Below are 23,724 nucleotides of genomic sequence, written 5' to 3' on the forward strand. Positions count from 1 at the left end.
GTTCAAATATATTTTAAAAATAATTAATAAACGAAGTAGGGTATATTTAAAGTAGGGTGTTATAAGGGTATACAAACAGAAAACCAAATCATTATGAAAAAGTTATTGTCGTATTTTGGATATATCAGTATGCTCTTGCTGCTGATTGGTCTTGGTGCCTGCCAGGAGGAAATAGAGGAATTGCCAGAGGGGAACAATCAGGAGGCTATTAATGCCAGTTCCAGCACAGCGAAATTAGTTAAGAGGGCCTCTGCTAGGGATGGTTCCTATGATGATATTATAGACGACTCTAGTTGTTTTGCTATTAATTTTCCGTATGTGGTAAATGTGAATGGCCTGGAGGTAAAAATAAACTCCAAGGAAGATCTAAAATTCGTGAAAGATCTATTGGGAGGAGTAGCGTTCGATAGAAGTATTTTAAATATTGTATTCCCGGTTACCATTACCTTTTCAGACTACAGTGAGATCACTATTGCCAATATGGGGCAAATGAAGGAGCTGGCAGAAAGTTGTAGAAAAGGTGGGGATGACGATGATATAGACTGTGTGGAATTTGTATATCCAATTACTGTGTACTCCTTTGATGTTAACTTACAGCAAACTGGTAGTGTAAGCGTGGCCAATGATATGCAGTTAAGACGTTATTTTAAAGATTTGAAAGATGATCAATTGGTGAGTTTCCAGTTTCCAATTACCTTAAAGTTATACAATGATACCGAGGTTAGGGTAAATAGCAATGCAGAAATGGCCGAGGTGATAGAAAATGCTAAGGATGAATGTGAAGACGATGATGACGATGATGAAAAGGAGCGCGATTTTACCTTGGAGCGTTTAAATGAGTATTTGGTGGCTTGCCCATGGCTGATGAAAGAAGTGGAAACCAAAGATCAAAACAATACTCCGCAATATTTTGATAACCTTATGAACTTTAAGGAAGATGGTACGGTAGTAGTAAGGGATAGGTCTGGAACTCAACTTGTGGGAAGCTGGAAGTCCGTAGTGGTTAATGAACGTGTAAAATTACAACTGGAATTTGATGTATTGGTAGACATCTCCTTGGAGTGGTTTGTATATGATATTGGTGACGGAAAAATTAAATTATTTGCCGATGATGATAATAAGATTATCCTGAGAAAGGCCTGTGGTATTGTAGACAATACTCCAGATACCCTAAGGGAAATTCTGAAGGAATGTAGCTGGGTAATTAGGAAGATTGAAGTAGATGATGAAGAGTTAGACAGGCTGTTGGGGTACGAATTCAGCTTTAAGGCAGAAGGAGTAGTTACCCTGAGCAATGGAACTGATACTTCCGAAGGAACATGGGGAATTACCACCAATGCACAAGGTCGTTTGGTAATGGCTATTACTATGGGCGAAGAGCCTGGAGTTAGTTTTGAATGGTTGTTATCTGATCTTAGGGATAAATATCTAGGGTTCTCTATAGGTGAGGACGATGATTACGAGCTTATTCTTGAAAGGGTGTGTGATGATAATAATGGCGATGGCGATGTGGTTGAAATCAGAAATATCCTAAGACAAGGCAAGTGGGTAGTTGCTAAGTATATGGACGATGGAGAAGATGAGACCGAAGATTATGCCAATCTGGATTTTAATTTTGCTCTAAATGCCTTGGTAACAGTATCAACTAATGATGTTCCTTTGCACTTCGGATTGTGGCGCGTTATTAGAAATAGCGAGGGCAAGCTAAAGTTTTATCTAAATTTTGGATTGGAAGCGTCTTTGGAAGACCTTACGGACCATTGGAGAATAGTAGGAGTCACTGAAAATAGAATTGAATTACTGGATGTCAGTTCGGATGGCAGTGTAGACCTCCTAGTTTTTGAGAGAAAATAACCAAATTTGCCCCAGATTTTTTTATAAAAGGGCAATCCCAAGCTGGGATTGCCCTTTTTAGGTTTATATTTTTAATCTCAAGCTTCACACTTCCCTTACTTATTCTTAAATTTGCGCTTTCCTGTTAATACGGTAAGACTATGTTCGATAATTTAAGTGATAAGTTAGATAAGGCGTTACATGTTCTAAAAGGACATGGACAAATTACGGAAATTAATGTTGCGGAAACCTTAAAAGAGGTTAGGAGAGCCCTATTGGATGCCGATGTCAATTTTAAAATTGCCAAGGAGTTTACCAATACGGTCAAGGAAAAGGCCTTGGGCCAAAACGTATTGACCTCCTTGCAGCCCAGCCAATTAATGGTAAAGCTGGTTAAAGACGAACTCACCGAACTTATGGGGGGTGATGCAGAGGGAATCAATCTTTCTGGAACACCATCTGTGATCTTAATGTCGGGTTTACAGGGGTCTGGTAAAACAACTTTTTCAGGAAAGCTTGCAAACTTTCTTAAGACTAAGAAAACCAAAAACCCCTTATTGGTTGCCTGTGACGTATATAGGCCTGCAGCTATAGATCAGCTACATGTGGTAGGGGAGCAGATAGGAGTAGAGGTCTTTTCCGATCGTGGAAATACAGACCCTGTTGCTATTTCCAAGGCAGCAATTGCCCACGCTAAAGCGAATGGGAATAACGTGGTGATTATAGATACCGCGGGTAGATTGGCCGTAGATGAGGAAATGATGAATGAGATTGCGGCCATCCATAAGGCAATTGAGCCCCAAGAGACCTTGTTTGTTGTAGATTCCATGACTGGTCAGGATGCTGTAAATACTGCAAAGGCCTTTAATGATATCCTTAATTTTGATGGGGTAATATTAACCAAATTGGATGGGGATACCCGTGGGGGTGCCGCCATATCCATTAAATCCGTGGTTGATAAGCCTATTAAGTTTATCGGTACCGGAGAGAAAATGGATGCCATAGATATATTCTACCCTTCTCGTATGGCCGAAAGGATCCTAGGGATGGGAGATGTGGTGTCTTTGGTAGAACGTGCCCAAGAGCAGTTTGATGAAGAAGAGGCCAGAAAGATCCAGAAGAAAATTGCCAAGAATAAATTTGGACTGGACGACTTCCTAAGTCAGATTCAGCAGATTAAAAAGATGGGGAGTCTTAAGGATTTGATGGGGATGATCCCAGGAGCAGGCAAGGCTTTAAAGGGATTGGATATAGATGATGATGCCTTTAAACATATCGAGGCTATTATCCATTCTATGACCCCAGATGAAAGAGCCACGCCCTCCAAGCTGAATGCCAGTCGTAAAAAGAGAATCGCGAAAGGAAGTGGTACTAGTATCCAAGAAATAAATCAGCTGTTAAAACAATTTAACCAGATGAGCAAGATGATGAAGATGATGCAAGGTGGTGGCGGTAAAAAGATGATGCAGATGATGAATTCCATGAAGGGGATGAGGTAGGCTTGTCTTAGGTTCAAGGTTCAAAGTTTAATGTTCAAAGAAAACTCCAAAATGGCCAAGATTGAAAGATTTGAGGATTTGGAAATATGGCAATTGGCTAGGGAGATCTGTAATGAAGTAAACCAAATATTTGAAACCATTGCCTTAGGGAAAAATTATGTTTTAAGGAACCAGATGGATAGAAGTTCTGGGTCCATTATGGATACTATCTCCGAGGGTTTTGAACGAAATGGTAACTGCGAGTTTATGCAATTCTTAAGTATAGCTAAAGCGTCCTGTGGCGAACTTCGTTCTCAGCTTTATCGCACACTGGATCGAAAATATATAGATAAAAAAACTTTCGACGAACTAATGGAAAAGGTGCTTTTGGAAAGTAAAAAAAATTAGCTCCTTTATGAATTATCTTTCCAAATCAGAATATAAAGGCTCAAAGTTTACCTAGTGCCAACCTTGAACCTTAATCTTTAAACTTTAAATTAATGACAATCTTAGACGGTAAAAAAGTATCGAATCAAATTAAGGAGGAAATCGCCGAAGAGGTGGCGAAAATGCGGGAACGGGGAGAAAAAGTGCCTCATCTGGCCGCAGTAATTGTAGGTAGCGATGGTGCTAGCCTAACCTATGTAGGTAGTAAAGTGAAATCTTGCGAACGCGTAGGATTTGAATCTACCCTAGTGCAACTACCCAGTACCACCTCCGAAAGTGAGTTGTTAAATAAGATTGAAGAACTCAACAAAGACGAGAATATAGACGGATTTATTGTGCAGTTGCCATTACCAGACCAAATAGATACCCAACGGGTGTTATTGGCCATAGATCCAGATAAGGATGTAGACGGTTTCCACCCAACAAACTTCGGGAAAATGGCCTTGGATATGAGTACTTTTATCCCAGCAACTCCCTTCGGTATTTTGGAATTGTTGGAAAGGTACAAGGTAGATACCCAGGGTAAGCATACTGTAGTGATTGGAAGAAGTCATATTGTAGGTAGGCCCATGAGTATTTTGATGGGTAGAAAAGGGTGGCCAGGGAACTCTACGGTAACCCTAACCCATAGCCATACTAAAAATATCACCCAGATTACCTCGCAGGCAGATATCATAATTTCGGCCTTGGGTGTACCCAATTTCCTGAAAGCGGAAATGGTGAAAGACGATGCAGTAGTCATAGACGTGGGTATAACTAGGGTACCAGACGATACCAAGAAAAAAGGTTACTATATAACTGGGGATGTAGATTTTGAGAATGTCAGTAAAAAGGCTTCTTTTATCACTCCGGTCCCAGGTGGAGTGGGGCCCATGACCATTGCCATGTTATTAAAGAATACGCTTCTAGCTAGGGAAAGACATAGAAGCAGAAAGTAAAAGTTTGAAGCCCGCAAATAACTGTATTTGCGGGCTTTTTTATTCTATGACATAAATAAATAATTTTGAGGTCTTACTATTCTTGATTTTTTAGGATATCTAGGTAGGAGGAAACTATCTGGGTGTTGTAAAGAAAAATTAAATTGTATATTTCCGTCTTCAAAAAAAATATTTATGGATAACGCCACAGAGCTCAGTCTAGAGCCTTTCTTTGAGCTGTCGCTAGACATGCTCGTTATTGCTGGCTATGACGGATACTTTAAAAGAATAAATCCGTCTTTCAAAAAGCTTTTAGGCTACCCAGATGAGGTGTTGTTCTCTAGTTTGATCCGTGAATTTATCTATGAAGAAGACCAGGTACTAACGGCAAAATACCGTGAGAATTTAAAGAAAGAGGTTCCCTTGATTAATTATGAAAACCGATTTGTAACTGCCTCCGGGGAAGTGGTCTGGTTGCATTGGACCTCTATTCCCTTACCCGAGCAAAAATTAATTTATGCAATAGCCAAAAATATTACCCATAAAAAGAAATTGGAGGAAGAGCGGAATGGTCACATTGTGCAACTCGAAAAAATAAACAAGGATCTAAAACAACTTAACTACGCCACTTCCCATGACCTACGAGCTCCCATAAATAATCTATTGTCCATCTTTAGTTTATTGGACCTTTCTGAAATATCCAATCCTGAAGTTTTGGAGATCTTGAGCTTTATGAGGATGGCCACCGAAGGCCTTCATCAATCCATGAATAAGTATGTGGATTTGTTAAGTGCCAACGAGACGTTGTCAGTAGCATTAGAAGAAGTTAATATAGAGGCTACTTTTAATCAAGTTCAACAATCCATAAGCTCTCTCTTAGGAAATTCCCAGGCGAAAATAGAGGTGGATTTTTCTGAATTGCCTACCATTAGTTTTAACAAAAATTATCTAGAGAGTGTATTCCTAAACCTTTTAACCAACTCCATAAAATATGCAAGGCCAGAGGTTCCGCCTCATATCCAAGTGATCACCTTTATTGATGATGACCAGAAAAAACTGGTGTTTAAAGACAATGGTTTGGGCTTTGATATGGAAGCCGTAGGGGATAAAATATTTGGCCTAAACCAAAGGTTTCATGGAAATAGTGATAGTAAAGGAGTGGGACTATATCTAGTATATCAACAGCTAACCGACCTAGGAGGTAGTATTCGTGTAGATAGTAGGGTAAATGAAGGGGCTACGTTTACCATTACCTTTGCCTAACCAGGTTTTATTGATAACCAATTGGATTTATAAAAAATAATTACTCTGGTAGAACTGTCTCCTGGTTTAATTTATAGCTGATAAAACTCCGAAATTAAGGTTGGTAGTACGGCCTTGCTGCTGTCATTTGGAGTCAGGATATCAATTTTATCATCATTTTCGTCATTGGTACAGCTGCCAATGGCAATACAACAGAAAAATACGGTTAATACGAGGGCAATTTTTTTCATGGTAAATGAATTAAACCGAGGGTATTTAATCTATTTCTCCTATAACGGAACTTTAGTCTATTTGTTATGCCAATCCTTTGGCTATTAGTGGGTCTTCGTTTGTATATGTGTGTTGAGATTGATTGCTTACCAACTTCTATAGCTACTTGGTCATTAGCTCTACTAATCATTTATAGCAAGCTGTAATAAAACAGCTGTTAGGTGGAAAGGGCGTAAATAATTACAGGAGATCCGTCATTACGGAGCATTTTGGCGGTTTTTGTACTCAATTTTACCTTCCTCCATGCGGTCTTTTATTTCTTTTAACTATCTTCGATAATTGGTAAATTTTAAACACTAGGAACCATTTCGCTATATGTAGATCGTATAGCATTGATAAAAGATTCAGAACATGATTATAGAACCTAAAACAAGAGGGTTTATATGCCTCACCTCGCATCCTTCGGGTTGTGAACAAAATGTAATAGACCAGATAAATTATATCAAATCTAAAGGAGCTATTAACGGAGCAAAAAAAGTGTTGGTTATTGGAGCCTCAACTGGCTTTGGCCTAGCTTCCAGAATAACCAGTGCCTTTGGTTCTGAAGCAGCTACTATTGGGGTGTTTTTTGAAAAACCGCCTTCTCCAGGCAGGCCCGCCTCTCCAGGCTGGTACAATAGTGCTTATTTTGAGCAGGAAGCCCATAAAGCCGGACTTTATGCGAAAAGTATTAATGGGGACGCCTTTTCCAAGGAGATTAAACGGCAGACGTTAGATTTAATTAAGGAAGACCTAGGGCAGATAGACCTTGTGGTCTATAGTTTGGCCTCTCCGGTTAGAACACATCCCGAAACGGGCGTTCGGTATAAGTCCGTACTTAAGCCTATTGGTGCCAGTTTTGAGAACAAAACAGTGGATTTCCATACGGGAGTGGTTTCCGAAATTAGCATTGCACCTGCCGCTGGCGATGATGTAGATAATACCATTGCCGTAATGGGGGGTGAAGATTGGAAAATGTGGATGGATGCCCTTCAGGAAGAAGGCCTGTTGGCTCAGGGATGTAAAACTGTAGCCTATTCCTATGTGGGACCTTCGCTAACAGAACCTGTTTATAGAAAAGGTACTATTGGTAGGGCTAAAGACCATTTGGAGGCCACCGCCTTTGAAATTAAAGATCAATTAAAAGCACTTAATGGAGAAGCCTATGTTTCCGTAAATAAGGCATTGGTAACTCAGGCGAGTTCTGCAATTCCAGTGATTCCCCTATATATCTCCTTGCTTTACAAGGTAATGAAAGAAAAAGGAATTCATGAAGGATGCATAGAGCAGATTCAACGGTTGTTTCAAGATCGTTTGTATGCCGCTAACACCCCTACGGACGAGCAGGGAAGGATTAGGGTAGACGATTGGGAAATGCGTGAGGACGTGCAGGAAGAAGTAGCTAAGCTATGGGAAAAAGCCACCACGGAGACCTTGCCTGCCATTGGAGATCTTAAAGGTTATGAAAAAGATTTTTTCAACCTTTTTGGATTTATGGTGCCAGGAGTTGATTATGATAAGGATGTAAATGAAATGGTAGAAATCGCAGGTTTACAGTAATACGCTGATAATATTTTACATTGGAGTCCGATAGGGCAGCGGAGGATTAGCAATTGATTGCTGAGGTTCTATTGTTCTATCGGACTTTTTTTATGGATCAAATGGATGTTTATAGATCAGATAATACCTGTACTTTGTTGCCACCTTTGAATCCTCCCAGATATAATGAATACGTATCTTGAGAATCTAGAATAATGCCCTAAGGGTATCTTAGGACGATGTACACTAGGGGATTTTAGCTAATGGTACAAATGGTTATTTGGCAAATAGCTGATCCATATCCCTAAACGACTTAAATTCTAAAGCGTTTCCTGCGGGATCTAAAAAGAACATAGTAGCTTGCTCGCCTACTTCTCCCTTAAAACGAATATAGGGCTCTATTACAAAGTGGACCCCTTTGTCTTTTAACCGCTTGGAAAACGACTCAAAAACCTCCCAAGGGAGTACTACCCCATAGTGGGGAACGGGAACCTCCTTGCCGTCAACTGCATTTGTATGGGGTTGCTTTTTGTTTTCTTTGGGCTTGTAGTGGATTACCAATTGGTGACCAAATAAATTAAAGTCTACCCAGTGGTCACTACTCCTACCCTCTTCGCATTGGAGTACCTCCCTGTAGAAAGTACGGCATTCATCTAAATTATGGACAGGAATGGCAATATGAAAAGGGGTGATCTCAGGCATGGTATATTTTGTTATTCTTAAACATCTCGATTCACCTAGCGACAACTATACAATGGCTGCTAATTGGTGATTTGCAAGATAGCAAAAATAACATATGCTTCTAAGCGATTAAAAAAGCGGCAATTTGCTTGTTTACATCCTCTTTGTGAAGGGAATGCCCTAGGCCGGTGGTAGCAATTAGTTGACTGCTTTTCCAATTTTGGTGCAAGCGTTCCGAGGCACTAAAGGGAGTAATGGTATCTTCCTTATCATGGATAATTAAACCTGGAACGGCAATAGACTTCGCAAAGGTTGGCGTTGATATATCCTTGATCCTAAAGCGGTGGTGCTGAAATAGATGCTGATCTATTCCTCTCAATACTGTTTTGTTCAGCCGCAGTAGACGTTGATAGTGGTCCATCAATTCTGAGAGCTCGGCAGGAGCCCCTAAGGAAACAATTTTTTTAGTGGATGTTTCGGGGTGCTGGTATTGATGGTGAAGCGTGGCTAGGCCCCCCATGGAATGTCCAATAATATATTGGGGTTGGTAGTGCTGAACAATTTGCCGGGCACTGTCCGAATAGGTGGCCAAGTTCAACATATTGCCCTTGGAGTATCCGTGTCCGGGAGCGTCAAAGGCAATAATGTTGAAATTTTTCTCTTGCAATATGGCAATCAGGTGGCGCCATCTATATACATTGCTTTCCCAACCGTGCATCAATAGTACGGTAGGAAGACTTCCCGGCCAATGGTACGTTTGGAGGTCCAAGCCGTTTACACAAATAGTTTTTCCCTTCGCCTTATTTAAAAATGGCGCTTGGTGGGGCAAAACCCTGCCTTTCCTGGGTGTACTAAATAGCTGATACGCTTTCTTGGCGGCATGGCGGGGCGACAATATAGCAAGTGTATTAAAATAGGTCCCGTAGGACAAAGCTAAGGTATGATATAAAATTTTGTTCATTCGGTAAATTAATCCCACCCTACCATGAAATATTTTATTTTGGCATTATCGGGTATCTGCACCGCTTCAATATTGGTACTAGAAGCGTATTGTAGGCTGCTGGGAAGTTCTGTTTTAGCGATGGTAAAGTAGGCGTCCGAATCCTTAAGAAATATCACCACGTTATTTAAGGCGGTAACAATTTTTTGGATTTCGTGCTTATCTTCAATGTCCTTAAAGGTGCTATTTAAGCCAACCCCTTTATCGGTTACAAATCTAGGGTCATATACGCGGATGATTCCTATCTTGGGGATGCTATCGTTGGTTGGGGTAAGAGTCATAAGATGGGTCCCGCCCTTTTCAAAAATGTCTATTTTGTTCACCCTAGGCCCAATGTTGGTAAAGGTGGTATCCCGAACGATAGAATCGGAGGCGAAGATTGTTTCCAATTGGTCTATAGTGGAAGTTTTCTCTAGTTTTCCTGCCTGATTCTTGGTGATTAAAAAGTCGTTGTTGGTATTGCATTGGATAAAAAACAACGATAAAATTACTACTGCATAAATGGGGAGTCTTGTCATGTTTAATTATAAGGGTTATGTTAATGGTTTTACGTTTTTATGTAACAGGCCGATAGGGATGGGGTTATCGCATTGCTTTTTTCAATACTCCCAGTACCCCCCTGATGAAGGTAGCGCTAGTAAGCACTTTTATTATGGGGTTTTGTCTGGTGCTGGCCCTTCGGCTTCTGGTTCTTGTGGGACTTTTAGGCAATGGTGTATCTTCTTTTTCAGCCAGTTTTTCCGCACGATCTATTTTTGCGTTCAATAGTTCATAGGCACTTTCACGGTCTATGGTCTCATTGTATTTGTTTACTAAATTGGAATTGTCTATCAGTGCCTGAAGTTCGCGCTCGGTTAATACATCCATTCTGCTCATGGGAGCTCGCAGCATGGTGGCGGCGAGGGGAGTGGGTCTTCCCTTTTCGTCCAAGGCAGAGATGAGCGCCTCCCCTATGCCTAGTGAGGTAAGCACCTCCTTGGTGTCGTAATAGGGGGATAAAGGGTAGTTTTCTGCCGTGAGTTTTATGGCTTTTCTATCCTTTGCTGTAAAAGCCCTTAATGCATGCTGTATTTTTAACCCCAATTGAGCCAGCACTTCATCGGGGACATCGGTTGGATTTTGGGTTACAAAATACAACCCGATTCCTTTGGATCTAATAAGCTTTACAATACTTTCTATTTGGTTTAATAATGCTTTGGAGGCCTCCTTAAAGAGTAAGTGTGCTTCATCTATAAAGAGTACCAACTCTGGTTTCCCACTATCGCCTTGCTCGGGGAAAGTATCATAGATTTCTGCCAATAGGCTCAGCATAAAGGTAGAAAATAATTTGGGGCGATCCTGAATATCGGTCAATCGGATAATATTGATATAACCACGTCCCTGATCATCAATTCGCGTAAGATCATTTACATCAAAAGATTTCTCCCCAAAAAAGAGGTCCGCTCCCTGCTGTTCCAATTCTATAACCTTTCTTAGAATTGCGCCTGTAGAACTGGTAGAGATGCGTCCGTAGCTATCTGCAAACTCTTTTTTGCCTTCATTGGTGGCATACTGCAAAACTTTTTTAAAGTCCTTCAGGTCTAATAGCGGATAATGGTTGTCATCACAATATTTAAAAATTACGGCTACAATGCCCTCTTGGGTAACAGAAAGATCTAGAATTCTGGACAAGAGTACAGGGCCAAACTCGGATACTGTGGCCCGTAATTTTACACCACCTTGTTGGGAGAGGGATAAAATTTCCACGGGAAATCCGGAGGCAGTAAAGGGCAGTCCAATTTTGGCATGCCGTTCATCTATTTTGGCGTGTCCGGGGCTTGGTTGTGCCAAGCCACTAAGATCTCCCTTTAAGTCCATGCACAGCACGGGAATGCCTTTTTCGGATAGGTTTTCTGCCAATACCTGTAGCGTCTTGGTCTTTCCTGTTCCTGTAGCCCCAGCGATGAGTCCGTGTCTATTAAGGGTTTTTAATGGGATTTTTACAAAGGCGTTGGTGACCGTTTCCCCTTTATACATGGCGGCTCCCATGGTAATAAAATCACCCTTGGTAGTATATCCCTCTTCTATATGTGCAAAGAACTGTTCCTTGGAATCCATATGGCTAATTTTTGATAAAAATAGGCTAATTTTAATCAACAGAAAAGCAGATCATATTTGTGTTTGTTCTCCAACTTCTGAATTACGAAATGAGCATGACCGAAAACTGGTCGCAAGCACGAATGAAGATAGGTGAATTATATTTGATCTTCAGAAAACAATAAATATCTAGATATGAAATATTATAGCATTATTTTTTTTGTAGGATTACTAGCTTTCACCACGGAGCTAAGGGCGCAGGAACTGGTTAGGCCGATATTTCACGAGAGCCATGTAGAACGCAAGAAAGCGGCCCCTTTTAGCGATGCCGTACAAGTTGGAAACCTCTTTTTCCTATCAGGACAGATCGGGATCGATATTCGGACAAGAACCGTGGTGAGTGGGGGGATAGAAGCTGAAACAGAAAAAACCATACATAATATCCAAGAAGTATTGCAACAACATGGTATGGATCTTAGCGATGTGGTTAAATGCACGGTAATCCTCCATGATATGGCCAATTTCTCCACGTTTAACCAGGTGTATGCCCGTTATTTTCCTCAAAAACCGGCCCGCACTACCTTCGCAGCCAGCGGACTTGCCATGGATGCGAAAGTAGAAATCGAGGTGCTGGCCGTTAAAACGAACTAAGTCCGCCTATTTCTATTTGTTTAGCAAGCTTTTTTGAAACAGCTTGTAAATACGGGTGTATTCATCCGTCCAGCTGCTGGGTTCTACAAAACCGTGGCGCTCTACTGGGTACACCGCCATTTCCCAATTGTGTTTCTCCAATTCTATCAGGCGTTGGGAGAGTCTAACCATATCCTGAAAATGGACATTGTCATCTACCATGCCATGGAGGATCAATAAATCGCCCTGTAATCCATCAGCAAAATAAATAGGCGAACTTCTTCGGAAGGCCAAACTGTCCGTAGCTGGGGTGTTCAGGATCCGTGCCGTATATCCGTGGTTGTAGGCCGCCCAATCCCCAACAGATCTAATTGCAGCGCCAGCCTTAAAGGTTTCGGGTGCGGTAAACATCCCCATCAAAGTGATAAAGCCACCATAAGAGCCACCGTATATCCCAATTTTATTGGAGTCTACTCCCAATTCATCTACTAAAAACTTTGCGCCGTCCACATGGTCCGATAGGTCTTTGCCCCCCATATGACGGTAAATTCCCGTACGCCAATCCCTCCCGTAACCTGCGCTGCCCCTATAATCTATATCCAATACCGTATACCCATTGTCTACCAGAAGATTATGGAACATATACTCCCTATAATAGCTGCTCCACCATTTATGGGCGTTTTGTAGATAGCCAGCTCCGTGGACAAAAATTACTGCAGCCTTGTTGTTCACCTCTGCTTTTGGCTTGTAGAGACGGGCGTGTACAGACGCGCCATCTTCGGCCGTAAAAGTAATTACTTCCGGGTCGCGCCAAGGGTACTCCTTAAATTCGGGCGTAAGGGAATTGGTAATCTGCTTTGCAGTGGTTTTCGATTTTCCGAAAATTGGGTTGTCTTGTAGGTATAGTTCTGTGGGTTTATTAGCATACGAATGTAGAATGGCCATGGTACGCTCATCCGGGGACAAGGTAACCTCGTTCTTACCAGTCATATGGGTTAACTGTTTCAGCGCGCCGCCTTTAAGTGGCATGCTGTAAAACTGCCTGTCCCCGGGGTGGATTTTGTTGGCAGTAAAATACCAGCGCTTTCCGTCCTTGGAGAGTTGTGGGTCGTAAATCTCAAATTTTCCGGAGGTGAGTGCCTTGGTCTTTTTGGTAGTTACATCCATTACATATAGATGGGAATAGCCGGTCTTTTCGGACTGGAACCAAATGCTTTTATCATCGGGCATCCATCCCAATGAGCCTCCGCGATATCCGCCTATACCGGGACCTGCAACCCACGCTTCATCGTGTTGACGGTCTAATTGGGTTATACTGCCATTTTCTGCATCCAATAAGGCAATCCACCTATCCTTATAATCGTTGGTGTTAATATCCAAGACCGCATGCGTGCCCTCCTTGTTCCAAAAGGGGCCAGAAATATATCCAATTCTATTCTTGTTCTCATAGGGCTTGTCCGGATAATCCTTGGTGTATTCCGGAACATAATCTAACCCTTCCAAATTGTCCATTGCTACGGGATAAACCTTTCTGTTGGCCAAATCGTAAACAAATAGCTCATACTGGGTAGGGGTATCCCCCACCTTGGAGCGTGTATTTTGATTTTCGGTATACCCGGATTCCGTAACGTAGTGCGGCATCAAAGTGCCTTTACGGTCCGAAGGGGATTTTGCCGTTAAATAGGTGATAAACCTGCCGTCTGGACTAATACGTAGATTGGAAATAGATTTTCCCTTAGGGTCTATTACTAGGGGAGCTTTGGCTTCCAATCGCTTATTTAGCAACTCGGCCTTGTCCTTTTTCTCCTTACGGGTGCGTAGCACGTCAAATAGTGCCAATTGATCTTGGTAGAGCCATTCGTCCTTAGCATTTCGCTCTTTATCTGCCTTTATAGACTTAAAATTGGTTAGCTGTGTAGTGGTTCCTGCGCTAATATCCCAACTATAGAGATTCTTGTCTTTTACATAAGCTACCTTGGTGCCGTTCTCCGTAAAATGGGGACTACCCTCATAGGCTTGTGTATGGGTAATTTGGGTGATAGCCTTACTCTTTACATCGAGTAGAAAAATATCTCCCCTTTTGGTGTAAAGCTTTTTAGACTTATCACTGTTGTAGGTGCCATAAGCACTTGGTAAGTGGTATTCTGTTTCAAAATCTGCTTTTTGAGTTTTTCCTGACTTTAAATGATAAACGTACAAGGAATCGCTGGGAGCCTGCTCCCTGTTCCATTTAAAATATAGTGTTTGGCCATCTAGAGACCATTGCGGACTAGAAGGGAGGTGACCTACAAAGGTGTCGCCCTGCATAATCTCCTTAATGGAAAGAGGTGATACATTCTCTAGCTGGGCAAAACTAGCGGAGAAGGATAATAAGAGCATACCACTCAATAACCAAATATTCTTCATACATATAGTGTTTGTCGCGACTTATAAAAGCGCAAATTAATGTTCCAAAAATCTATGGAAAATCTTAAAGAGGTAAATATCCTAATTCTTGCGTAATAACACAAGGTGTTGGGAGAATATTGGAAAGGGGGTAGAGTTGGGTTAGGGAGTGCGGTTTTATGGAGATATGGGATTTATAGCGGTGTGATTTCCTCAAATTCAGGACAATCTAACCTAATGTCCGTGTTTAATAGTTGGGTATTTAAGAGGTTACAATAATCCTTTCCGTGCTTGTTATCGTGATATTTACAGGAATAACAACTGCGTTGAACCCTAAGGATACCACTTTGGTTTAATTGATGGATTAAATTGCAGAGGGTTGTAAAAAGCTGCTCCATTTTGGCGTCATCCATTCCTTTAAGTCCGCCTTTTAAGGGATTGGCAAAGTTTTCGGTTTCAGTAACCATTTTCTTCCCATTTTCAGATAAACGGATGCTGTAGCTGCGACTATCCGCTGTTGAATGTTCTTTGGTGACCAATCCCTTTTGATACAGTGCTTTTATAGCATCGCTGATGGTGGGTTTGGTAAGGTTAAATTCTTTGGCCAGATAACTAACATTGGTAATTTCCGATTTGTGATAGGCGATAAAAATTAGGAGCTGTATTTGAATGGGGCTTAGGCCTAGAAGTTTGGCTTTTTCCCAAAGGAGTACTTTAAATGCTTCGGATATACGGGATAATCCTGCCACTATTTTGCTGGAAATATCGGAATTCTGATGATCTATATTAAAAACGCTCTTATTGTCCATAAAAAAACTGGATTTTGCCTGAAAGGTAAAATAAATAACCCGATGGTGCTAGGTTATGACTACCATGGGATAAAGGATTTTACTAAGGATACTTTTAGTCCAACATAGTTATAGGGGCGGGGAATGAGGTTGGTAACTATAGGTTACAATCCATAAGGTTTTATGCAAGTTGCCTTTAACAGTGTTTTCATTTATCCATATAGTGGTGCCAAAACCTTAAAAGTTAGGACGCCAATACTACGGGCCCTAACTTTATGGGATTAAAAAGCTAAGCCTAGCCCTTAACGTCTGCCATGGAGGCTCCGTAGTTAATATGAAGTACATTTCCATTGGGGGTTACTAAGGCTGGGACCGATTTAACCCCTGCTTTTTCTGCCTCCGCAATACGGGATTTGCTTTCTCCAAAATGTACTACTTCCACATTGTCCGACCCTACCAGTGCTATAATGTCGTGTTCTGCACTAACACATACCGGGCATCCTGCGTGATAAAAAACTGATTTTTTCATGGTACTTTAATTAAGGTTGATGCAATATTGCCCAATAAATATAGTAAGGAATCCTAACTAAATATGTTAAAGTTTGGATTTTTTTCGAACGTAGGAGAATTTAATGAAATTGGAAGTGGGTAGGGAAATCATATAATTTACTAAAAATGTAGGGCTGCGATAGTCTATTGTCTATCTTTGCCGTATGGTACAAGAAGAAGTTTTAACATTGGTAGATCAGGGGCTTATGCTCCCGTTGATGGAGGAGTTTTACACAATACAGGGGGAGGGGTTCCATAAGGGGACCGCGGCCTATTTTATTCGTGTTGGAGGTTGTGATGTAGGTTGCCATTGGTGCGATGTAAAGGAGAGTTGGAATGCGGAAACACATCCGCCCACTAAAATTTCGCAAATTGTGGATAATGCGGCCAAATATTCGGACACCATAGTTATAACAGGAGGAGAGCCCTTAACCTGGGATATGGGGCCTATTACTCAGGCTTTGAAGGCTAAAAACTTAAAAACGCATATAGAAACATCCGGGGCGTATCCTTTAACGGGTACCTGGGATTGGATTTGTCTCTCTCCTAAAAAGAACAAATTACCAGAAGGGGTTATTTACGACAAGGCACACGAGTTAAAAGTAATTGTTTACAATAAGCACGATTTAATTTTTGCCGAACAAGAGGCGGCAAAAACCAACAAAGACTGTATTCTATACCTGCAGCCAGAGTGGAGTGTGCGGGATAAGGTAATTCCTATGATTGTAGACTATGTGATGAAAAACCCAAAATGGAAAGTTTCCCTACAAACTCATAAATACTTGAATATTCCTTAGGAGCGTTAGGGAATTTCAAAATAGTGGATTAACAGGTGGAATTAGATAATTTCACCTGTTTTTTTGTTAAGCGTACCAAGTACAAAGTAGGTAGTTGAGTCTCACTACTCAGTACTTTGTACTCAATACTATCTCACCTATTTCCCTCCATTGGCCCTGAGATCCAAAATGCATTCCACGCCAAATCCGGGGGTTCTACCGCCTTTGGAAGCTAGCATTTTGGCAATACCACCCCCAAATTGCAACTCGGCTCGCATAAGGCAGTTGTCTTCAATGCAATGATGTTCCGCTTCTGGGTCATGATGTTCATTTACCATGGGGGTCCCTAAATTTACCAATCCAAATAAATGGCCCGCCTCATGGGACAGGGTAGCCGCCTCTACTTGGGCCGATGAGATTAACATGCTTCTAGACGCCAGCTTTCTAATGGTGGCCTCGTATATTACCATGGAAGTGTTTTTATAGACTGCTCCTAAGGTTACCAGGTCGTCCTCGGCCTTGTCATTATCGGAGGGGGCATCAGAAAAATAGATGTAAAGCCCTAGGGTATCCCCATTGTTGTACACCGATCTGTGTTCTTGTTCCAATTCAAAAATTTCCTGTACACTTAGACTGTCCTTTCCCGGTGAGGGCAATTCTTGATAGGTGATAGCTATGTTGTCCTTGTGAATACGTTCAGATAGCATGGAAGTGAATTCGGAAATGGCACTATCGGTAGGCTTAAATCCTGTAACGTAGCCAATCTCAATCTTTAAGTTTTTAAATTTGGAGTCGGAAAGAAATTCGTTGGCAGAATCGCCAGGACCCTTTAAATTGGCGGTCCTGTCCAGGGTCTTTTCAGTAGGTGTTTCACTTTCTTTGGTGCAGCTTAGGAGGCTCAAAAAAAGGATAGCCAACAATACGGAAAACTTTTTCATAAGTAGATTAATTTAATAAGGGGTGTCTTGTATTACAATACTGGAGGTCTATGATTCCAAAAAGGTGAGTTTTGCTAAATAATCAAAATGAGCACCCTCATATACCAGTTCGCAAGATAAGTTATTTGCATGAGCCGCTCGCTGTAAGGTGTTAAAATCGATGTACAACCACGGTAAGGGGTCACTTTTCTGGCCTTTGTATTCCATTACAAAGGTGACCTCCCCATAGTAATCTTGATCCTCCGGAATCCAATAGCCTCCATCCTCATCTTCCTCGTACATATATATGATGTCACTGGAGTCTAGAAGAATTTGCCCGTTAGACTTTAGCAAGGATTTTAAGTGCTTTAAAAAGGCATCTATCTTATTTAGTTTTCCCACTATGCCAATCCCGTTCATCAGCATCAACAGGGTGTCGTACTTCTGATTCTTTACTTCTAGGATATCTGACAGCATTACTTGTTTTAGCCCTCTCAGTTTGCAGGTTTCCACAGCGGCTGGGGAATAATCTAGCGCCGTTACCAGATGTCCCTGTTCTTGTAAATAGAGGCTATGGCTTCCTGCACCACATCCAATATCCAAGATGTTTCCCTTACAACGTTTCAAGGCCTCCTTTTCCAAGGCGGGCATCTGTTTGTAGTTCCTAAAAAGATAGGGGACAGGAATGCTGTCTTCCTCTTCCAAAGAGGAATAGGTCTTAATATCCTCGGAATAATTTCCGTTTTGATAGTCCAGTACAGCGCTGCCTAAGATGTCCTTGTTCATTTTATTTATAGCATTTCCATGCAAAAATGAGGTTTTTATATGTATTTGGGGTCGACTTTTAATAATTTTGAGGAATTTATTTTTAAGTGGGGAGCTAGTTAGTCCAGATACCATAAACCGGTTCGGTCAATTACCATAAACCATTTTTAAATAGGCCTAAAACAATGCCATTTTGGAAAACACTATAGAACAACTCCCAAAGCTCGCCAAGGAGAAACATAATGAGAATCGGAAATTCTTTGCTAAGCTCCGTAAAAAGCCACCAAAGGATTTAGATTATATTATGCAGGATTTGCACGAGGAAGAATTTCAGCGCACAGACTGCTTGGAATGTGCCAATTGTTGTAAAACAACGGGGCCCCTGTTTACCAATAATGATATAGAAAGGATATCCAAACATTTTAGGATGAAGCCCCAAAAGTTTGTGGAGACCTATTTGCGCGTAGACGAGGAACAGGATTATGTATTGCAACGTGTTCCCTGTACCTTTTTGGGAGCCGATAATTACTGTTCCATCTACGACGTGAGACCAAAGGCTTGTCGGGAATTTCCGCACACCAATAGAAAAAAATTTCATCAAATAAGTAACCTTACCCTAAAAAACGTGGTTATTTGTCCGGCAGCATACAACATTGTAGAGGAGATGAAAAAAAGACTTGCAAAAAAATAATCGGCCCCTTATCTCCCCTCCTAAACTAGTTGTCTGTATAGTGGAGAGGTGCCAGTTCTTAGAAGAGGTTAATGCTTTATTTATATTTTCTAGCAAGCTTAGCCACTCAACGATAATGAGGGAGTTTCTTCATAATTTTTCCGTTTAGGGGAACCAATTGTGCTATATGCTATGTGCTTCTCTTGGTGGTAGATGTTTGTTTATGAGTAGTTTATCGCCATGTTCTCCATAAGAATTATTTTGTATTTTTAGTACATGGAAAGTATCTATAGTTATTTTGAAACGATCCCCCCGGCCCATAGAAGTGTAATTTTGGTTTCGGGAATAGCATTTTTTTGGATTCTAGAATATATAGTCCCCTTATTTCAGCTTAAATACAAAAAGATTAAGCATGCTGGGGTTAATATCTTCTTTACCTTAACCACCATTCTAGTAAATTTTCCCTTGGCTTTTTTGCTGTTAAAAACCAGTGATTGGACCCTCGAAAATAATTTTGGGGTTCTTCAATGGTTGCCTGTAATGCCACTCTGGGCAACTATTTTTTTAGGGGTGTTGTTGTTGGATCTATTAGGGGCATGGCTGGCTCATTGGGTAGAGCACAAAGTGAAGTTGTTATGGGGATTCCATATCATCCATCATACAGATCATCAGGTAGACACCACAACGGCCAATAGGCATCATCCGGGGGAGAGCGTAGTGCGATTTGCATTTACCTGCTTTGGAGCCTTTATAGTGGGAGCGCCCGTAGCCATCATTATGATCTATCAGGCACTTTCGGTACTGTTTTCTCAATTTAACCATGCCAATATTGCCCTACCCAAAAAATTGGACAATGCGCTTAGTTGGGTATTTGTATCCCCAGATATGCACAAGGTGCACCACCATTATAAACTACCCTATACAGACAGTAATTATGGAAATATCTTCTCCCTTTGGGACCGACTCTTTGGGACCTTTTTAAAACTTCCTAAGGATGAAATCGTATACGGAGTGGATACCTATTTCAATGAAAAGGAAAATTCCAATATTGGCTTACTGATGCAAATTCCCTTTAAAGCTTATAAAGCTCCCAAAGAGGCAGGTTTAAAATCGCCTTCTCAATCGTAGATCAGGTATTTTGCTCTAACTTTTTTAAAATTGCTGATGTCTTCCTGCCAACTAGCTTTTATTTCTTCCTGAGAGAGGCCTGCTTCTATCTGTTGCTGTAGTTTCTCGGTTCCTGCATGTCGTGTAAAACCGCTAGTAAGAAAGAACTTTGTCTTGTCCGTACTGTTTTTGTAGGCATCCAATAAAAAACTTAAATCAACCTTATCCATTTTTGGCATTTGTGATAGGTCCTTCCCGTAACAAACTTCCCCATTGTGTTTGGGGGATTTAGCGCCAAAATTAGGAGCAGGAGTATAGGAAAAGCTGTATTGGGTGCTGTCCAGAAACGGTGCCCCGTATCGCTGAAACTGAAACTCCGTTCCCCGTCCGGCATTTATATTGGTGCCTTCAAAGAAACCTAGGCTCGGGTATAAATAAATGGAGGTGTTATTAGGTAAGTTAGGCGATGGCCTAATGGGAAGAAGATAGTCCTTGTTGCGATGGTAGTTTTCCAGCGTAATTACCGTAAGGTCTACCTTGGCTTGGTTTTCCATCATCCCCTCCTCATTAATCATTTTGGCGTATTCTCCAATCGTCATTCCATATACTAGTGGGATGTTGGTTAACCCCAAAAATCCGCGGTGCTTAGTTTCCATAGTAGGGCCGTCTACATAGTGTGCGTTGGGGTTGGGGCGGTCTAGTACAATAACTGGGATGTTTTGCGCGGCACAGGCTTCCATTACCAATTGCATGGTAGCGATATAGGTGTAAAATCGCACTCCTACATCCTGTATGTCAAAAAGAACAATGTCTATATCCTGTAATTGCTCCTCAGTGGGTTTTCTATTGCTTCCATACAGCGAGATAATGGGTAGGCCCGTTTTTTCGTCCTTCCCATCGGTTACCTTTTCACCCGCATCGGCTTCGCCCCTAAAACCGTGTTCCGGAGCAAAGACGTGTTTTATATCTACCTCCAAAGCTCGTAGGGAGTCCACAATGTGCGTATAGGTCAATGGCTCCGTATCCTTAAAGAGTACGCTGGTCTGATTGGCTACCACGGCAACCTTCTTCCCCTTTAGTAAGGGAAGGTATTCTTCGGTGCGGTTGGCACCTACAATGATAGGAGGTTCGTTTTCCAAAGAGGCGGTACTCATATGAGCGCCTTGATCCTTGTTGTTAGACTTGGAGGGGTTTCCACAAGAAGATACTATAAAAACCAATAATAAAACAGTATTTTTGAAGACGGAAAAAATTGCCATAATTTGAATTTAGAATTTTTTATTGCCAAGCGGCTGGTTACTGCAAAAGAGCATAAAATTAGCATATCTGCACCAATAATAAAAATTGCCATTGCAGCAATTACTTTGGGGGTGATTATGATGTTGGTGGCAATTGCTACTGGCGTGGGATTAAAGCATAAGATTAGGGAGAAAGTAGCTGCCTTTAATGGGCATATCCAGATTTATAACTATGACAATAATAACTCGGATGTCTCCGTGGTTCCCGTTTCCCTAAACCAGGATTTCTATCCAGAATTTAAATCTGTTAGCGGTATTCAGCACATTCAGGGGGTGGCTACCAAAGCTGGCATTATTAGAACCGAGGAAACCTTTGAGGGAATAATTGCCAAGGGAGTGGGTAAAGATTATAACTGGGAGGTGTTTAAAGAGTTTTTAGTCGATGGAAACCTACCTAATTATGCCGAGGACCTAAATGAGGAAGTGTTAATTTCCCAAGTGCTGGCAAATCGACTTCATTTTAAAACGGGCGATTCCTTTGTAGCCATTTTTTTTAAGGAAGACGATGAGTCTAAAATGCCAAATCAACGAAAATTTACCATAACAGGTATCTATGATAGTGGTTTTGAGGAGCTAGATGCTTCCTATATCTTTATCGATATCCGCCATATTCGCCATATGAATAAATGGAGCCAGGACGAGGTAGGGAATTTTGAGATATTCCTGGATGATTTTGACGAAATGGAAGTCAAGGCAAGGGAAATCTATGGGAAAACTTTGTCCGATTTGGATACGCAGACCATACAAGGGAAGTATTTTAGGATTTTTGAATGGATAGGCCTCTTCGATCTCAATATCGCTATCATCATTGGAATTATGATTATCGTAGGCGGATTTAATATGATTACGGCCCTTCTAGTGCTTATTTTGGAACGAACGCAGATGATCGGGATATTGAAAGCACTGGGATCTTCCAATTGGAGCATAAGAAAAATATTCCTCTACAATGCCAGCTATCTCATAGGAGTGGGATTGTTATTGGGGAATATTATCGGCCTCGGGATTATTGGCTTGCAATACAAATTTAGGTTGTTGAAATTTCCTAATCCCAAGGAGTATTATATAGATTATATTCCTGTGTATATAGATGTTTGGATGGTATTGGCCTTAAATGTTGGGGTATTGTTTCTGTGTCTGTTGATGCTGTTAATTCCCTCCTATGTTATTACTAAAATAGCGCCGGTAAAAGCCATTAAATTCGAATAACCCTCCAGGAAGTAGCTACATTTCAGTGTTTTTCACTGGTGTAATTTAGGTGTTCATCCCAAGAATATCGGGATGTGTGTTTCCTTAACTTCTCCCTTTACTATAGATTGGTTTGGGCTAATTGTGGTTCCTTTAATAATCTATTATCTTTATAGTATATGAAATACGCAGAGAATATACTAGGAACCATCGGCAACACCCCTTTAATTAGGTTAAACCGGATAACGGGAAATTTGCCCTGCATAGTGCTTGCAAAAAATGAAACCTTTAATCCGGGTAATTCGGTAAAGGACCGTATGGCTCTGCAGATGATAGAGGATGCGGAAGCTTCGGGTTTGCTGAAGCCAGGAGGGACAATTATTGAGAGCACCTCAGGAAATACGGGAATGGGGCTAGCCTTGGTGGCCATTATAAAAGGCTATAAAATGATCTGCGTTATCAGTGATAAGCAATCCAAGGAAAAAGTGGATATTCTTAGGGCATTGGGCAGTGAAGTACACGTTTGTCCCACCAACGTAGCTCCCGAAGATCCAAAAAGTTATTATTCTACCGCAAAACGATTGGCAGCGGAAACCCCCAATTCCTGGTACGTAAATCAATATGACAATCCCTCCAATTACAAAGCACATTATCTTAGTACAGGTCCAGAAATATGGGAGCAGACCGAGGGGAAGATTACCCATTTTGTGGTAGGGGTGGGAACAGGAGGCACTATTTCTGGCGTAGGGACCTATTTAAAGGAGAAAAATCCAGAAATCAAGGTTTGGGGAGTAGATACCTATGGGTCCGTATATAAAAAATATCATGAAACAGGTATCTTTGACCCCAACGAGATTTATCCCTATAGTACGGAAGGGATAGGGGAGGATATTTTACCGGAAAATGTCCATTTTAATATTATTGACGGATTCACAAAGGTTACCGATAAGGATGCTGCCCTCTACACACGGCGGTTGGCATTGGAAGAAGCCATGTTTCTAGGGAATTCTGCAGGGGCTGCCATAAAAGGAGTCCTGCAATTGGCCCATCACTTTACCAAGAAAGACGTGGTGGTAGTTCTCTTCCATGACCATGGCAGCAGGTATGTTGGCAAGATCTTTAATGATACATGGATGCGTGAAAAAGGATTTTTGAAATAATTAACCACTAA

The 23,724-nt window shown here is 41.3% G+C and carries 23 protein-coding genes; 12 read left to right on the plus strand and 11 right to left on the minus strand.

Annotated elements, in window-relative coordinates; genetic code table 11:
* Nucleotides 1-93 precede the first annotated feature (93 nt).
* The 5 genes from F1E73_RS03110 to F1E73_RS03130 all read left to right on the plus strand — a co-directional run bounded on the left by F1E73_RS03110 (nt 94) and on the right by F1E73_RS03130 (nt 5,938).
* On the plus strand, nt 94-1,854 hold the full coding sequence (locus F1E73_RS03110; RefSeq protein ID WP_150451066.1) for a hypothetical protein: 1,761 nt from the start codon (nt 94-96) through the stop codon (nt 1,852-1,854).
* Between the two features lie 140 nt (nt 1,855-1,994).
* Nucleotides 1,995-3,332 (plus strand): signal recognition particle protein, encoded by a 1,338-nt coding sequence (ffh, locus tag F1E73_RS03115; RefSeq protein WP_086476085.1) that lies wholly within the window; start codon nt 1,995-1,997, stop codon nt 3,330-3,332.
* 51 nt (nt 3,333-3,383) lie between these two features.
* Nucleotides 3,384-3,719 (plus strand): four helix bundle protein, encoded by a 336-nt coding sequence (locus tag F1E73_RS03120; protein WP_317132942.1) that lies wholly within the window; start codon nt 3,384-3,386, stop codon nt 3,717-3,719.
* A 92-nt stretch (nt 3,720-3,811) separates the two neighbouring features.
* A complete protein-coding gene (locus F1E73_RS03125; protein WP_086476086.1) occupies nt 3,812-4,696 on the plus strand; it encodes a bifunctional 5,10-methylenetetrahydrofolate dehydrogenase/5,10-methenyltetrahydrofolate cyclohydrolase in 885 nt (294 codons plus the stop codon).
* A gap of 174 nt (nt 4,697-4,870) precedes the next feature.
* Nucleotides 4,871-5,938, plus strand: coding sequence for a sensor histidine kinase (locus F1E73_RS03130; RefSeq protein ID WP_086476087.1), 1,068 nt, complete (start codon nt 4,871-4,873; stop codon nt 5,936-5,938).
* Between the two features lie 71 nt (nt 5,939-6,009).
* On the opposite strand, the gene F1E73_RS17560 is transcribed toward F1E73_RS03130, so the two are convergent.
* Nucleotides 6,010-6,168, minus strand: coding sequence for a hypothetical protein (locus F1E73_RS17560; RefSeq protein ID WP_176328447.1), 159 nt, complete (start codon nt 6,166-6,168; stop codon nt 6,010-6,012).
* A 391-nt stretch (nt 6,169-6,559) separates the two neighbouring features.
* Between F1E73_RS17560 and fabV the strand changes: the two genes are divergently transcribed.
* Entirely contained in the window at nt 6,560-7,747 is a 1,188-nt protein-coding gene (gene fabV / locus F1E73_RS03135; protein WP_086476088.1) for an enoyl-ACP reductase FabV, read from the plus strand.
* A gap of 255 nt (nt 7,748-8,002) precedes the next feature.
* Here fabV and F1E73_RS03140 read toward each other — a convergent pair whose 3' ends face one another.
* From F1E73_RS03140 to F1E73_RS03155, 4 genes are all read right to left on the minus strand, one after another.
* Nucleotides 8,003-8,428, minus strand: a complete 426-nt coding sequence (locus F1E73_RS03140; protein WP_150451067.1) for a VOC family protein — start codon at nt 8,426-8,428, stop codon at nt 8,003-8,005.
* A gap of 100 nt (nt 8,429-8,528) precedes the next feature.
* A complete protein-coding gene (locus F1E73_RS03145; RefSeq protein WP_150451068.1) occupies nt 8,529-9,368 on the minus strand; it encodes an alpha/beta fold hydrolase in 840 nt (279 codons plus the stop codon).
* A gap of 8 nt (nt 9,369-9,376) precedes the next feature.
* Nucleotides 9,377-9,925, minus strand: coding sequence for a hypothetical protein (locus F1E73_RS03150; protein ID WP_086476091.1), 549 nt, complete (start codon nt 9,923-9,925; stop codon nt 9,377-9,379).
* Nucleotides 9,926-9,989: 64 nt separating this feature from the next.
* Nucleotides 9,990-11,504 carry a helicase HerA-like domain-containing protein gene (locus F1E73_RS03155; protein WP_150451069.1) on the minus strand — a complete coding sequence of 505 codons (1,515 nt, stop codon included), beginning with the start codon at nt 11,502-11,504 and terminating at the stop codon, nt 9,990-9,992.
* Nucleotides 11,505-11,678: 174 nt separating this feature from the next.
* On the opposite strand from F1E73_RS03155, the gene F1E73_RS03160 reads away from it, so the two are divergent.
* Nucleotides 11,679-12,134 carry a RidA family protein gene (locus tag F1E73_RS03160; protein WP_150451070.1) on the plus strand — a complete coding sequence of 152 codons (456 nt, stop codon included), beginning with the start codon at nt 11,679-11,681 and terminating at the stop codon, nt 12,132-12,134.
* Nucleotides 12,135-12,146: 12 nt separating this feature from the next.
* Here the strand turns inward: F1E73_RS03160 and F1E73_RS03165 are convergent, their stop codons facing one another.
* From F1E73_RS03165 to F1E73_RS03175, 3 genes are all read right to left on the minus strand, one after another.
* Nucleotides 12,147-14,519, minus strand: coding sequence for a prolyl oligopeptidase family serine peptidase (locus F1E73_RS03165; protein WP_150451071.1), 2,373 nt, complete (start codon nt 14,517-14,519; stop codon nt 12,147-12,149).
* 173 nt (nt 14,520-14,692) lie between these two features.
* A complete protein-coding gene (locus F1E73_RS03170; protein WP_086476095.1) occupies nt 14,693-15,307 on the minus strand; it encodes a MarR family winged helix-turn-helix transcriptional regulator in 615 nt (204 codons plus the stop codon).
* Between the two features lie 274 nt (nt 15,308-15,581).
* Nucleotides 15,582-15,815 carry a thioredoxin family protein gene (locus F1E73_RS03175; RefSeq protein WP_086476096.1) on the minus strand — a complete coding sequence of 78 codons (234 nt, stop codon included), beginning with the start codon at nt 15,813-15,815 and terminating at the stop codon, nt 15,582-15,584.
* Nucleotides 15,816-15,999: 184 nt separating this feature from the next.
* Between F1E73_RS03175 and F1E73_RS03180 the strand changes: the two genes are divergently transcribed.
* The gene (locus tag F1E73_RS03180; RefSeq protein WP_086476097.1) at nt 16,000-16,632 is read left to right on the plus strand and encodes a 7-carboxy-7-deazaguanine synthase QueE; all 633 of its coding nucleotides are present in this window, start codon (nt 16,000-16,002) and stop codon (nt 16,630-16,632) included.
* A 137-nt stretch (nt 16,633-16,769) separates the two neighbouring features.
* Here F1E73_RS03180 and F1E73_RS03185 read toward each other — a convergent pair whose 3' ends face one another.
* Together F1E73_RS03185 and F1E73_RS03190 are read right to left on the minus strand one after the other, a co-directional pair.
* On the minus strand, nt 16,770-17,549 hold the full coding sequence (locus tag F1E73_RS03185; protein WP_086476098.1) for a hypothetical protein: 780 nt from the start codon (nt 17,547-17,549) through the stop codon (nt 16,770-16,772).
* A gap of 48 nt (nt 17,550-17,597) precedes the next feature.
* Entirely contained in the window at nt 17,598-18,314 is a 717-nt protein-coding gene (locus tag F1E73_RS03190; protein WP_150451072.1) for a class I SAM-dependent methyltransferase, read from the minus strand.
* A 172-nt stretch (nt 18,315-18,486) separates the two neighbouring features.
* On the opposite strand from F1E73_RS03190, the gene F1E73_RS03195 reads away from it, so the two are divergent.
* Complete coding sequence (locus tag F1E73_RS03195) at nt 18,487-18,984, plus strand: YkgJ family cysteine cluster protein (protein ID WP_150451073.1); 498 nt, start codon at nt 18,487-18,489, stop codon at nt 18,982-18,984.
* A gap of 255 nt (nt 18,985-19,239) precedes the next feature.
* Nucleotides 19,240-20,091, plus strand: a complete 852-nt coding sequence (locus F1E73_RS03200; protein WP_150451074.1) for a sterol desaturase family protein — start codon at nt 19,240-19,242, stop codon at nt 20,089-20,091.
* Here F1E73_RS03200 and F1E73_RS03205 read toward each other — a convergent pair.
* Complete coding sequence (locus tag F1E73_RS03205; RefSeq protein WP_150451075.1) at nt 20,082-21,329, minus strand: exo-beta-N-acetylmuramidase NamZ family protein; 1,248 nt, start codon at nt 21,327-21,329, stop codon at nt 20,082-20,084. The genes F1E73_RS03200 and F1E73_RS03205 overlap by 10 nt on opposite strands.
* A gap of 3 nt (nt 21,330-21,332) precedes the next feature.
* Here F1E73_RS03205 and F1E73_RS03210 point away from each other — a divergent pair, with 3 nt between their 5' ends.
* Nucleotides 21,333-22,574 (plus strand): ABC transporter permease, encoded by a 1,242-nt coding sequence (locus F1E73_RS03210; protein WP_150451076.1) that lies wholly within the window; start codon nt 21,333-21,335, stop codon nt 22,572-22,574.
* Between the two features lie 158 nt (nt 22,575-22,732).
* Nucleotides 22,733-23,713: a PLP-dependent cysteine synthase family protein gene (locus F1E73_RS03215; protein WP_150451077.1), complete on the plus strand. Its 981-nt coding sequence runs from the start codon at nt 22,733-22,735 to the stop codon at nt 23,711-23,713.
* Nucleotides 23,714-23,724: the final 11 nt, after the last annotated feature.

Source organism: Arenibacter lacus (assembly GCF_008711145.1).
Taxonomy (GTDB): domain Bacteria; phylum Bacteroidota; class Bacteroidia; order Flavobacteriales; family Flavobacteriaceae; genus Arenibacter; species Arenibacter amylolyticus.

Coding starts and splice junctions, on each gene's coding strand:
- F1E73_RS03200 (WP_150451074.1), top strand. CDS start 19,240: ATGGAAAGTATCTATAGTTATTTTGAAACGATCCCCCCGGCCCATAGA.
- F1E73_RS03170 (WP_086476095.1), bottom strand. CDS start 15,307: ATGGACAATAAGAGCGTTTTTAATATAGATCATCAGAATTCCGATATT.
- F1E73_RS03165 (WP_150451071.1), bottom strand. CDS start 14,519: ATGAAGAATATTTGGTTATTGAGTGGTATGCTCTTATTATCCTTCTCC.
- F1E73_RS03190 (WP_150451072.1), bottom strand. CDS start 18,314: ATGAACAAGGACATCTTAGGCAGCGCTGTACTGGACTATCAAAACGGA.
- F1E73_RS03175 (WP_086476096.1), bottom strand. CDS start 15,815: ATGAAAAAATCAGTTTTTTATCACGCAGGATGCCCGGTATGTGTTAGT.
- F1E73_RS03150 (WP_086476091.1), bottom strand. CDS start 9,925: ATGACAAGACTCCCCATTTATGCAGTAGTAATTTTATCGTTGTTTTTT.
- F1E73_RS03180 (WP_086476097.1), top strand. CDS start 16,000: ATGGTACAAGAAGAAGTTTTAACATTGGTAGATCAGGGGCTTATGCTC.
- F1E73_RS03110 (WP_150451066.1), top strand. CDS start 94: ATGAAAAAGTTATTGTCGTATTTTGGATATATCAGTATGCTCTTGCTG.
- F1E73_RS03160 (WP_150451070.1), top strand. CDS start 11,679: ATGAAATATTATAGCATTATTTTTTTTGTAGGATTACTAGCTTTCACC.
- F1E73_RS03215 (WP_150451077.1), top strand. CDS start 22,733: ATGAAATACGCAGAGAATATACTAGGAACCATCGGCAACACCCCTTTA.
- F1E73_RS03185 (WP_086476098.1), bottom strand. CDS start 17,549: ATGAAAAAGTTTTCCGTATTGTTGGCTATCCTTTTTTTGAGCCTCCTA.
- F1E73_RS17560 (WP_176328447.1), bottom strand. CDS start 6,168: ATGAAAAAAATTGCCCTCGTATTAACCGTATTTTTCTGTTGTATTGCC.
- F1E73_RS03205 (WP_150451075.1), bottom strand. CDS start 21,329: ATGGCAATTTTTTCCGTCTTCAAAAATACTGTTTTATTATTGGTTTTT.
- fabV (WP_086476088.1), top strand. CDS start 6,560: ATGATTATAGAACCTAAAACAAGAGGGTTTATATGCCTCACCTCGCAT.
- F1E73_RS03130 (WP_086476087.1), top strand. CDS start 4,871: ATGGATAACGCCACAGAGCTCAGTCTAGAGCCTTTCTTTGAGCTGTCG.
- F1E73_RS03120 (WP_317132942.1), top strand. CDS start 3,384: ATGGCCAAGATTGAAAGATTTGAGGATTTGGAAATATGGCAATTGGCT.
- F1E73_RS03155 (WP_150451069.1), bottom strand. CDS start 11,504: ATGGATTCCAAGGAACAGTTCTTTGCACATATAGAAGAGGGATATACT.
- F1E73_RS03125 (WP_086476086.1), top strand. CDS start 3,812: ATGACAATCTTAGACGGTAAAAAAGTATCGAATCAAATTAAGGAGGAA.
- F1E73_RS03140 (WP_150451067.1), bottom strand. CDS start 8,428: ATGCCTGAGATCACCCCTTTTCATATTGCCATTCCTGTCCATAATTTA.
- F1E73_RS03145 (WP_150451068.1), bottom strand. CDS start 9,368: ATGAACAAAATTTTATATCATACCTTAGCTTTGTCCTACGGGACCTAT.
- ffh (WP_086476085.1), top strand. CDS start 1,995: ATGTTCGATAATTTAAGTGATAAGTTAGATAAGGCGTTACATGTTCTA.